The organism is Pseudoalteromonas sp. PAST1, from assembly GCF_021532515.1.
GTDB lineage: Bacteria > Pseudomonadota > Gammaproteobacteria > Enterobacterales > Alteromonadaceae > Pseudoalteromonas > Pseudoalteromonas simplex.
The window spans coordinates 17522-28916 of sequence record NZ_JAKGBH010000014.1 but is presented as its reverse complement, the minus strand read 5'-3'; the positions used below and the strand labels follow the sequence as shown (position 1 = coordinate 28916).

8 protein-coding genes are annotated in these 11395 nt (G+C 41.7%); 4 read left to right on the top strand and 4 right to left on the bottom strand.

The annotated features are described in order from the left end of the window. Positions 1 to 30 precede the first annotated feature (30 nt). Positions 31 to 1428 (bottom strand): PhoH family protein, encoded by a 1398-nt coding sequence (locus tag L1272_RS08800; RefSeq protein WP_055197676.1) that lies wholly within the window; start codon positions 1426 to 1428, stop codon positions 31 to 33. Between the two features lie 299 nt (positions 1429 to 1727). Between L1272_RS08800 and rapA the strand changes: the two genes are divergently transcribed. Then, positions 1728 to 4622, top strand: coding sequence for an RNA polymerase-associated protein RapA (gene rapA / locus L1272_RS08795; protein ID WP_138598870.1), 2895 nt, complete (start codon positions 1728 to 1730; stop codon positions 4620 to 4622). 66 nt (positions 4623 to 4688) lie between these two features. Here rapA and L1272_RS08790 read toward each other — a convergent pair whose 3' ends face one another. After that, on the bottom strand, positions 4689 to 5009 hold the full coding sequence (locus L1272_RS08790) for a hypothetical protein (RefSeq protein WP_054552688.1): 321 nt from the start codon (positions 5007 to 5009) through the stop codon (positions 4689 to 4691). 43 nt (positions 5010 to 5052) lie between these two features. Between L1272_RS08790 and L1272_RS08785 the strand changes: the two genes are divergently transcribed. The 3 genes from L1272_RS08785 to L1272_RS08775 all read left to right on the top strand — a co-directional run bounded on the left by L1272_RS08785 (position 5053) and on the right by L1272_RS08775 (position 9647). Beyond that, positions 5053 to 5409, top strand: coding sequence for a DUF5522 domain-containing protein (locus L1272_RS08785; RefSeq protein WP_138598869.1), 357 nt, complete (start codon positions 5053 to 5055; stop codon positions 5407 to 5409). Between the two features lie 180 nt (positions 5410 to 5589). Next, positions 5590 to 8025: a TonB-dependent receptor gene (locus L1272_RS08780; RefSeq protein WP_138616250.1), complete on the top strand. Its 2436-nt coding sequence runs from the start codon at positions 5590 to 5592 to the stop codon at positions 8023 to 8025. An 83-nt stretch (positions 8026 to 8108) separates the two neighbouring features. Next, positions 8109 to 9647, top strand: coding sequence for a tetratricopeptide repeat-containing sulfotransferase family protein (locus L1272_RS08775; RefSeq protein ID WP_235373221.1), 1539 nt, complete (start codon positions 8109 to 8111; stop codon positions 9645 to 9647). On the opposite strand, the gene L1272_RS08770 is transcribed toward L1272_RS08775, so the two are convergent. Continuing rightward, positions 9622 to 10461: a sulfurtransferase gene (locus tag L1272_RS08770; protein WP_199530236.1), complete on the bottom strand. Its 840-nt coding sequence runs from the start codon at positions 10459 to 10461 to the stop codon at positions 9622 to 9624. The two genes, L1272_RS08775 and L1272_RS08770, sit on opposite strands and share 26 nt — an antisense overlap. Then, positions 10458 to 11381, bottom strand: coding sequence for a capsular polysaccharide export protein, LipB/KpsS family (locus tag L1272_RS08765; protein ID WP_235373239.1), 924 nt, complete (start codon positions 11379 to 11381; stop codon positions 10458 to 10460). Before L1272_RS08765 ends, L1272_RS08770 begins: the two co-directional genes overlap by 4 nt. Between the last annotated feature and the right edge of the window lie 14 nt (positions 11382 to 11395).

Genomic DNA, 11395 nt, shown 5'->3' with positions numbered 1-11395 from the left:
AGGTTAACGAGGCATAGGAATACTGGCAAGTTATAAATTTTCTTCAGCAAAGCTGGCTAAGCGACTACGTACCACACCGTTTAAGTTAACGGTGGCACTGCCCTGAAAATCTTTAAAACGTTCAACAATATAAGTTAAGCCTGAGGTGACTGGCGTGAGGTAATTACTATCAATTTGCGCTAGGTTACCTGAGCAAATGAGTTTAGTGCCTTCGCCGCAGCGAGTGATAATGGTTTTCAGTTGTGAAGCAGTTAAGTTTTGACTTTCATCCAAAATGACAACCGCATTTTGAATACTACGACCACGCATAAAGTTTACCGATTTAAACTGTACATTGGCTTTTTCCATAATGTAATTACGGCTCGAAATTGGATTTTCGTCCCCTTTATGCAGCACTTCTAACGTATCGGTAATGGCAGCTAACCACGGCGCCATTTTCTCTTCTTCAGTGCCAGGTAAAAAGCCAATTGATTCAGCAATCTCTGGGGTATTACGCGTAACAATCACTTTATCGTAAATGCCTTTTTCAATAATCATTTCGAGGGCACTAGCAAGAGCAAGTAAGGTTTTACCACAGCCAGCGGGGCCAGTTAAAATTACCAATTCAATACTTGGGTCAAGTAGCGCATCAAGTGCCATACCTTGATAGACATTTTTTGGCTTAACGCCCCACGCGGTATGACTCATCAAGCGCTCAACACTGATATCTTTTAAAGTAATTTGTTTATCATCGTAGCTTGTTACTCGAGCCGCAAAGTGGTCACTTTCATCTAAAATATATTCATTGCAGAACACATCGCTAATCGTGCTTTTTGCAACATGATGATAGGTATCTCGGCCTTGCTGCTCTGTTTCACATTCTCCAACCTGTTGCCAAAAATCACCTTCAATTTTTTTATAGCCGCTTGTAAGCAACGCTATGTCGTCAATTAATTGGTCTGTTCTGTAGTCTTCAACAAATTTAAGCCCTGCCCCTTTCGCTTTAAGGCGCATATTGATGTCTTTAGTGACAAGCACCACCTTGCTGTCACTGTGCTGTTTTTGCAGATGTACAGCGCAATTGATAATACGATGGTCGTTTTCGTTGCCAGGTAAACCCGAAATACTGTCTGCAAATAAATGGTCATTAACAATAATTAAGCGGCCACGAGATTCTGATTTTGCCTTTTTGTTACTAGGGAGCGCGACACCCTGCAACATTTGCTCTGGCGAAGCGTCCTTTAGCACTTCATCTAAACCACGAATAGCAACACGGGCGTCACGGCTAACGTCATGTTTCCTATCTTTAATGTGGTCGAGCTCTTCTAATACTGTCATGGGGATAACAACATCATGTTCTTGGAAAGATAAATAAGCGAGAGGTTCGTGGAGTAATACATTGGTATCGAGCACATACATTTTACTATCAAGGTTCGAAGCTTTTTCCATAGCACTTTCCTTACGTTTTATGATTTTTATGCTATACCCAATAAACTAAACAAGCGGCGGATGAAGCTATAGTTTATTCGTCAGGTATATACTCAGTTTAGTCTATTTACGACAAAAGTCCTTTTTATGACAAACAAATATACAATTATTTAACTGGTTAAAATAAATACAATTTTTACCATTGATAATGGCTTAAAATGGTTGACTAAATTTAATTGTGTGCGGCGAGTTTACTGCCTTGAAGTAGCATGGCGTTACAGGTAACATAGCCGCCTTTTTTCTTCATAGACGAGACATACATGAATTTTTCCTTAGGTCAGCGTTGGATCAGTGATACTGAGTCAGATTTAGGATTAGGCACCGTTGTTGCCCTTGAAGGCCGTCAGGTCAGCATTTTATTTCCAGCCAGTGGAGAAAACAGAGTTTATTCTTTAACAGAAGCGCCTGTTACTCGTGTCGCATTTAATCCAGGTGATATTATTCGCAGCGTTGAAGAGTGGGAATTAGAAGTTGAGTCTGTTGAAGAGCAAGGCGAGTTACTATGCTATCACGGCATTCGCGTTGATAATGGTGAAAAAGCGCAGTTAAAAGAAACCTTTTTAGATCACTTTATCAAATTCAATAAACCACAAGACCGTTTATTTGCAGGTCAAGTGGACCGCTTTGACCGCTATACCCTGCGCTACCAAACTTGGCAGCACCAGTTTGAGCGCCAACAATCTCCTTTAAAAGGTTTAATTGGCCAGCGTGCAAACCTTATTCCGCATCAGCTTTATATTGCACAAGAAGTGGGTAAACGTTTTGCACCACGCGTATTACTTTCTGATGAAGTGGGTTTAGGTAAAACCATTGAAGCGGGTATGATTTTACATCAACAAATCATCAGTGGCCGTGCTAGCCGCGTATTGATTGTTGTGCCTGAAAACTTACAGCATCAGTGGTTAGTAGAAATGCTACGCCGCTTTAACTTACGTTTTTCAATCTTTGATGAAGAACGTTGTGATGAAGCATTTGCAGACTCTCCAAACGTATTCGAAACAGAACAGTTAGTACTTACTAGCCTTGAATTCTTAAGCAAGAAAAAACGTTGGTTTGAGCAAGCAACTCTGGCTGATTGGGATTTATTAGTGGTTGATGAAGCGCACCATTTAAGTATCAATAATGGTAAGCCAAGCACTGAATACCAACGCATGGCAGAGTTAAGCCAAGATATTCCAGGTCTTATCTTATTAACAGCGACGCCAGATCAACTTGGTCACCGCAGTCACTTTGCCCGCTTGCAATTACTCGACCCTGATCGTTTCTACGACTACGATGCGTTTGTTGAAGAAGAAAGCAACTACAAAGAAGTTGCTGAAGCTGCTAATCAATTACTGGGTGAAAAAGGTCTTGATGATGCATCTCGTGCAACATTAAAAGAGCTATTAAAAGAAACCGACATCACTGACCTTTTAACGAAAGCTGAGCAAGGTGATGAAACGGCGCGCAACGAAATTTTATCAATGCTGCTGGACCGCCATGGTACGGGTCGTATTTTATTTAGAAATAGCCGCAGCGGTATTGATGGTTACCCAAGCCGTAAGCTTCATGCATACCCTATGGCAATGCCTAAACAATATAAAACGGCGATGTCGGTACTGGGTAACATGGGCGGCATTCAAAATGCTGAACTAACGGCACTTCGCGCTCTATTCCCTGAAAAGATCTTCCAAGAGTTTGAAGGTGAAAATGCTAGCTGGGGCGCATTTGACCCACGTGTTGATTGGTTAATCGAAACCTTAAAAACCCTTAAACACGAAAAAGTATTGCTTATCTGTGCTAAAGCCGAAACCGCACTTAGCCTAGAACAGATTTTACGCGAGCGTGAAGCAATTAAAGCCTCAGTTTTCCATGAAGGTATGTCGATTGTTGAACGTGACCGTGCTGCGGCTTACTTTGCCGACGAGTACGACAGCGCACAAATTCTACTTTGCTCTGAAATTGGTTCTGAAGGTCGTAACTTCCAATTCTCGCATCACTTAGTACTGTTTGATTTACCACTTAATCCAGACTTACTCGAGCAACGCATTGGTCGTCTTGACCGTATTGGTCAAACTCAAGACGTAAACATTCATGTGCCGTATTTTGAAAACACCGCACAAGAAGTGTTACTTCGTTGGTACAACGAGGGCCTAGATGCGTTTGAAACAACATCGACAACAGGGCAAATGCTGTATAAAGAGTATGGCGAAGAATTGCTTGAGTTTATTGGTGCACACAATTGCGACGAAGAAGAGCTAGACCCACTGCTAGAACAAGTGGCGGGTCAAAATGCTAAGCTTCGTAAGCAAATGGAAAGTGGTCGTGACCGCTTACTAGAGCTGCATTCAAGTGGCCAAGGCCGAGCAGAAAGCCTTGTTGCTGATATCGAAGAATTAGACGACCAATTCACGCTACCAAGCTATATGATCAATGTGTTCGACACCTTTGGTGTAAGCCAAGAAGATAAAGGTGAAAATACCATTATCTTAAAACCAACTGAGCACATGCTAAACCCATCCTTCCCATGTTTGAAAGATGATGGCATCACAGTAACGTTTGATCGCAGCACCTCGCTTTCGCAAGAAGACGCCCATTTCATCAGCTGGGACCACCCAATGGTGCAAGGCAGCTTAGACATGATTTGTGATGATGACTTTGGTACTGCCTCTGTGGCGTTACTGAAAAACAAAAAGCTACCTGCTGGTACCTTCTTTGTTGAGCTCATTTTCATTGCTGAAGCCATGGCGCCTAAAGCACTTCAAGTTGGCCGCTTCTTGCCACCAACGCCTATTCGTATCTTATTAGATAAGGGCAGTAACAATCTGGCTGATAATGTTGCTTTTGATGCTTTCAATCAGCAGTTGTCTGCGGTTGGTCGCCAAACTGCAAGTAAATTAGCCAGCGCGCTACAAAGTGCCATTCACCCAATGATCACCAGCGCACAAGGCATGGCACAAACCAAGCTAGAAGCACTGCGTGCTGAATCACTAGAGAAAATGCAAACTGCCCTTGGTGAAGAACAAGCTCGTTTAACGGCACTTAAGCAGATCAACCCGAATATTCGTGATGAAGAGCTTAGCTTTTTTGATAAGCAACGTAGTGAACTCACTACTTACATCGAAAAAGCCCAAGTTAAACTGGATGCAATTCGTTTAATTGTCGTTTCTCACTAACCCATTGGCTAATGAGCGAAAGCTTTAAGGTTTGCTTAAAGCTTTCGACTCTCAATCTCGTTCATACTAGTGAATTATTCTTAACAACTTCTCTAGCGTACTTTTATTTAACTCACCCATTTGCTCGTTATTACTTAGTGCATAAATAGCCCCTTCAACGGCGCTTTCGTCGATGTCTTGCCTAGACTCTAATACGTTTGCCCAAAGTTCTAATTCATCGATATCGATTTCGCCGTCGATAACACGCTGTAAAACCTGACAGAAAACGTCTTGCGTTAGAATATACACATCACCTTGCGTGTCTGGAGTACTGGTAATTACTGAAATTGCCTCAAATCGGTTATCACCAAAACGAGCAAACTCATCTAATGCGTCTAATTTATCCATTTGCTATGCTTACCTTTTCAATTTCAAAGCATCTTTTTACTTAATGACAACCCTTACTTGCTCACAATGCAAAGCAACCCTTCACTGCCAAGCCGACAATATTAATGCCTGTTGGTGTAGTGAGCTGCCCAATATTTTACCACTCGATGAGGCAGCAACAGAATGTTTATGCCGAGACTGTACTATAAAAAAGATCAATTCATTTTTATCTAAACTTTACCAACAGCCTCTTGAACAGCAGCTTGCCTTTGCTAAGCCTTATTTTACTCAAGGTAACTTAATAGAAAATCTCGATTACACCATGCAAAACAACTACATGGTATTTAGCCGCTGGTTCTTTTTAAAACGTGGCCACTGCTGTAGTAATGGCTGTACTCATTGCCCTTATTCCGACAGCTAACCTCTTAAAGAGTATTTATTCAATTATTTTGCATTTAATTGCAAATAACACATGGACGACAAGAATAAAAATACATTATAATTGGATATAAATTCACTAAATCATCAATTTTTAAGCTTAAATCACTAGTAAAGTCTATTTTTTAAGCATAAATATACTGTAACTAAGTCGGAATCAATCATGAACACCTTTAAGCCTGCTCTACTTGCAAGTGCAATTTCTGCAGTTTTAATCAATAACAATATGGCGTTTGCTGCAGAAGATGCTATCGAAGTTGATAAATCAATTGAAACTATTCAAATTACTGCAACACGACGTGCAGGCTCTGTGCAAGATGCACCGCTTAATATCACAGCGCTCAATGGCGATGTAATTAGCGACCAAAACATTGGCGATCTAGAAGATGTCGCACGCTGGGTACCTGGCTTAACAATTTCTGATCAAGGTGGCCGTGAAGGTTCTCCGATTATCGTTCGTGGTTTGAATACAAATACCTCTGACCGTATTTCTGATAGCGGCACAGTGGCAACCTATGTTGGTGAAATTCCACTGAGCATCGACTTACGTTTAACTGATGTTGACCGTGTTGAAGTGTTAATTGGCCCACAAGGTACACTGTATGGTGCAGGTACTTTAGGTGGTGCAATTCGTTACTTACTAAAGCAACCTGAGCTTGATATCACCGAAGGTAAGGTTACCGGCGATATATTTAGCATTAACGAAAGTGACGGCACAGGTGGTGAGTTTGGTGTGGTATTCAACACCCCGCTAATTGAAGAAAAATTAGCGCTTCGTGCTAGCTTAAATTATTACGATAACCCTGGTTACATTGACTACACGCACGTGGTTCAAGAACCGGGTGTATCAAACCCAAATCCTGACTTTTCAGACAGCAGCGATGTAAATGCCAACTTAAAAAGCGTAAGCGATGTTAACGATGAGCAAATCACCACTGCACGTTTATCACTTCGTTGGCTTGCAACCGAAGATGTTGATGCAACGCTAAACTACTTCTATCAAAAGCAAGAAAATGGCGGTAACTCGACATCGCAATACGACTCTCTTGCTGATAGTAGTGCGCTACAAGGGATTCCTGGAAAATACGAAAACGTAGCTCGTGTTCTTGAGCCTGGTGAAGAAGAAAACGATCTATTAAGTTTAGAAGTGAAAGCAGATCTTGGTTTTGCTGAGCTGGTATCTGCATCTGGTTGGTCTAGCTATGAGCAGTCTGGTCAACGCGATCAAACCGATCTACTTTACGATATTTGGTCAGGTTATGCCGACTTCCCTGCATTTGTTGGCTACACGCACGACACCTCAGATCGCGATACCTTCACGCAAGAACTTCGTTTAGTGTCAAATAGCAATAGCGCTTTTAACTGGATTATAGGAGGCTTCTACAACAAAGTAGAAAGTCACTCAGATGACCGTGAGTACACGCCGGGTCTGACTGAGTACTGGGGTGGTGGTATTCCTAATGTTGAACAAGATCTTGAGTACATTCTAATTTCAGATAGTGAAACCACTGAAAAAGCACTTTTTGGTGAAATCGGCTACAGCATTACAGATCAGTTTGATGTAACTTTAGGTGCTCGTTTTTACGAATACGATGTATCAACAACGTCAGGCTCTGCAACACCGCTTTATTCTGGTGATTTTGATTCACTAGATAACCTTGTTATGGAAAATGTGAGCGCTAGTGATAACGGTAACTTATTTAAATTTAATGCTAACTATACATTCGATAATGGTGTACTTGCTTACTTTACAGTGAGTGAAGGCTTCCGTATTGGTGGTGGTAACGGTATTGCTCCTTGCCCTGATGTACTACCTGAGCAACAAATTGTTTGTGCCCTGCCAAACGAAGAAGATTACAAACCAGATACAACAGTCAACTACGAGCTAGGCTTTAAGTCATCATGGTTACGTAACCGCCTACATTTCAATGCGGCTCTATTTAATGTTGATTGGAAAGATGCGCAAGTGGGTAGTAGCACTGTAAATGGTCAAGAATTAATTACCTCGAACGCGGGCACTGCAAATTCAAAAGGTGTTGAGCTTTCTACTCGCGCTATGATTGGTGATAACTGGGCTGCATATGCGACATACGCGTATGCAAAGGCTGAATTGACAGAAGATGCACCTGAGTTATTAGGGATTCTAGTTGATGAAGAGGTAATAGAGTACCAAAGCTACTATGATGGCGCTAAGGGCAACCGTTTACCGGGCGCTCCTGAGCATCAATTCTCGTTTGGTCTTCGTTACGAGCAAGATATCCTAGGCGATAAGTTATTAAGCGTAAACTACGGTATCACAGCGCAAAGCGATGTGATCACCAAAGTAGGTTTAAAAGCAGACGGCGAAGTATTACCTGGTTATGCACTAAGTAACTTATCTGCAAAAATTACCGGTGATATGTGGTCTGCAACGCTTTACGTAGACAACTTATTCGATAAGTACGCATTCACTTCTGTACGTCGTGATAAGTCTTGGGCAGGTATGTCACAATATGCTGAGCTTAACAAAGAGCTACCTGAGCTACAGCGTGTTTATGGTCACTACACCACCGCGCCTCGTACTATCGGTATGAAGTTTAGCTACAACTTTGAGCTGTAATTAAACATCACCATAAAAGCCTTGCCGCCTTTAGGCAGGGCTTTTTAATACCTGAAAATAATTAATTGATATACTATGCGCTTATGCTAAATGATACCCAACAAGCGCTTCGCGCTCATATCCAACAGTTGTTAAACAACAAGCAACTAAACGATGCACATCACCTACTTGTGCAGCGCCTAAAACAAAATCCTGAAGACCACGTTTGTTACTTTTTACTCAGCGAAGTCAACACCGCAGCTGGCGATATCAACAAAGCGATTAAGCTGCTTGAAAAAGCGCTAAGCCTAGCCCCTTTTGCGATTTATCATTTAGCACTTGCCAAGTTATATGTACTGTTAGGCAAAGTAAGTAATGCAGCTGTGCACTATCAAAGTGCTAAACAAGCAGCTGACTTTAGTGCCACTGACTTTGATACATTAGCCAATATCGCGACCCGTTTAGGGTATTATAACGACGCCCTTAGCTTTCAAAAAGCAGCCTACCAACGCAATAAAGATAACCCACAAATTAGCTATAATTTGGCAGTGTGTTATAAAATTCACGGACTGTTCGATAAGGCTAAAAGCTTGCTGCTGCAACTAACCAAAAAGCAACCTCGCTTTTATCAAGCCCACTATTCACAGGCTGAACTCAATACTGCTATAGATGCAGAGCAACATATCCAAAAACTACAAGCCTTGGCGGATAAAGAAAAAAGCATTGTTGAACAACAAGTGTATTTTCATAGTCTTGCTCTTAATTATGAGCACCTTAATGACTACAAAAATGCATTTAAATACTTTGCACTAAGTAAGCAAGCCATAGCCGGTAAACTTAATTATCAAGCCACACAGCATCGCCACTTTTGTCAAAAACTTATTACTCAGAGCAAACAGCAAGCAATTAAAAGTAGTGACTCTGCGTTCGCACCCGTTTTTGTTGTTGGCATGCCCCGCTCTGGTACAACCTTAGTTGAGAAAATCCTTAATCAAAGTTCAAAACTGCAAGGAGTTGGGGAATTAAACGATATTGCGCAACTCATACAGCACGCCACGCAATCAACTCGTGTAATTGACAGCGAAATGCTCGATAAGGCATATCAATCTGAGGCGATAAAGACAGCACTGGCTAGCTATCAACAGAGAGCCGAGCTACTAAGTGGCGGCCTAAGAAGTTGTGATAAACAGCCATTTAACTTTTACTATATTGATTTTATTTTAGCGGCTTTTCCTAATGCTAAAATCGTTTGTATGCAGCGGGGCTGGCAAGATTGCAGCATCGCCAATTTTAGGCAGATGTATAACCCGCAAAGTGTGTTTCATCACTACAGTTTTACACTTGAAGATATTGCCTCGTTCCATCAAGATTACTCGGCATTAGTCAGTCATTTTGCCAACAAGTATCCTGAGAACGTTTTTTTGCAAAGCTATGAGCAATTGGTGGCAGAACCTACCCCACAAACTCAAAAGCTCTATGCGTTTTGTGATTTAAGCTGGCAGGAAAACTGCCTGACTTTTTATAAAAACAATGCAGCATCAGCCACGGCGAGTAAAAAGCAAATTCGCCAGCCACTGAATAAAAACAGTATCGGCAGCTGGCAAAATTACGCTGAGTTTATTGATGCGGGCCTATTTCAATAGGTAGCTCGTGACGAGCGCCCCACTCACTCCATGAGCCATCGTAAACACGTAAGTTAGCGTAACCGCATTCATCGGCACACAATGCAATTGCGCAAGCGGTTACACCTGAACCACAGCTAAACTGCAACTGGGTGTGATGCGGCGCTATGTGTTGCTCAAATAATGCCTGCAACTCGCTTAGCGATTTAAGCTCACCGTTATTTAGCACTGTTGCAAGAGATAAACTGCGACTATTTGGAATATGACCACTGCGCATGCCTTCACGCGGCTCAGCGTGTTCACCGGTAAAGCGCTCATAAGGACGAGCATCAAGTGTTAGTGTGCTTTGTTCATCAAGTGAGTTAAGTACTTGCTCAGCACTGATGAAGTAATCAACACGCGGGCTGGCAACAAAGTTGCCTTGACCAGAAGCAGCTGAGTAACTTGCTTGTGTTGCAAAGCCAAGTGCTTGCCACTTAGCCAAACCACCGCTTAAAACTTTTACATTATCAAAGCCCATTGCTTTAAACATCCACCACGCACGGGCAGAACTGAACAAGCCTTGGTCTTCATAAATCACAACCAGAGAGTCTTGGTTAACACCAGCAAGTTGCATATGCTCTGTGAACTGCTCACTACTGCACATCATACTTGGTACAGGATTGCTGTTATCTGCTAGCGTTTTTTTGAAATCAAAACGCTGTGCATTAGGAAGCATCGCCTTAGGTGCATATTCTCCCGGTAAACCAGGGCGTACCATTCCTGCATCAAAAATAACCAAATTATCGTGACTTAAGTGCTCGTTAAGCCATTCTGGCGAGACGATGTTCTTCATTTGCTTTCCTTTTGCGATAGCTGTGCAAATGTATCTTGCTGAGTTAAACGCTTTTCGACCGCTTCAACATGCTCCGTTGTACATTCTTTCCAAACACCGGGCAAGCAATACACATGCTTTAAGTAGGTAAAAAACTTATCTCTCAGAATACTATTAGGTTGCCAGCCATTCTGCAGTTTTTCTAAGCACTTAACCAAAGTAGCTTGTTCACTTGCGTGTAGTACAAGCTCATCAATGTTGTAACAAGCAAGCCCTAAGGTAATTACTTTTTTATCAAGTAATAAAGATTCTAAGCCAACGGTCGAGTTAATGGTGATCACAGCCTCAGCATTATCAATAAGTTCTCGAGTACAATTTCCGTTAGCAAAAACGGCAACATCATCTTTGTCGTACAAATGTTCATAGTGCTTATGCCATGAAGGGTGCTCTTTAAAAACAACTTTAAGTTCTGGATCATTTAACTTTTTTACGGCTGAAACAACAGCATCGTAATATTCTTCCATGGACTTAAGCCAAGGAGAATAACAAGCTATTTGGGTGTCATGTGGAACTTGAAATGGCACAAATAAGTATTTTTTGGGTAACTCAATTGCGTCAAACTTACAGCGCTTCTTATGAGCCGCTCTTGGAATTAAATCAGGCGCAGAAAATGGCAACTTCCTTTGCGGATCAAAGTTTAAATAAAATTGACTATCTCGCGGTACAGAAGCCGCAAAGTTAATACCTTTAGGATCTAAGCTTGTTGTTCCGGGCAATAACCCATTTTCATAGAAATAGGTGGTCACTCCTAATGCCTTAGCAGCCATACAAACAGTAACATTAGGTAATTTATTACCATTCCAAATAACTAGCGCTTGTGGGGATTCTGACTGCAATAAATCATAATACTTGGCAAACCGGCATCGCTCTACTAAATACATCAAAGCAGAGTAAC

Coding starts and splice junctions, on each gene's coding strand:
- L1272_RS08800 (WP_055197676.1), bottom strand. CDS start 1,428: ATGGAAAAAGCTTCGAACCTTGATAGTAAAATGTATGTGCTCGATACC.
- rapA (WP_138598870.1), top strand. CDS start 1,728: ATGAATTTTTCCTTAGGTCAGCGTTGGATCAGTGATACTGAGTCAGAT.
- L1272_RS08790 (WP_054552688.1), bottom strand. CDS start 5,009: ATGGATAAATTAGACGCATTAGATGAGTTTGCTCGTTTTGGTGATAAC.
- L1272_RS08785 (WP_138598869.1), top strand. CDS start 5,053: ATGACAACCCTTACTTGCTCACAATGCAAAGCAACCCTTCACTGCCAA.
- L1272_RS08780 (WP_138616250.1), top strand. CDS start 5,590: ATGAACACCTTTAAGCCTGCTCTACTTGCAAGTGCAATTTCTGCAGTT.
- L1272_RS08775 (WP_235373221.1), top strand. CDS start 8,109: ATGCTAAATGATACCCAACAAGCGCTTCGCGCTCATATCCAACAGTTG.
- L1272_RS08770 (WP_199530236.1), bottom strand. CDS start 10,461: ATGAAGAACATCGTCTCGCCAGAATGGCTTAACGAGCACTTAAGTCAC.
- L1272_RS08765 (WP_235373239.1), bottom strand. CDS start 11,381: ATGTATTTAGTAGAGCGATGCCGGTTTGCCAAGTATTATGATTTATTG.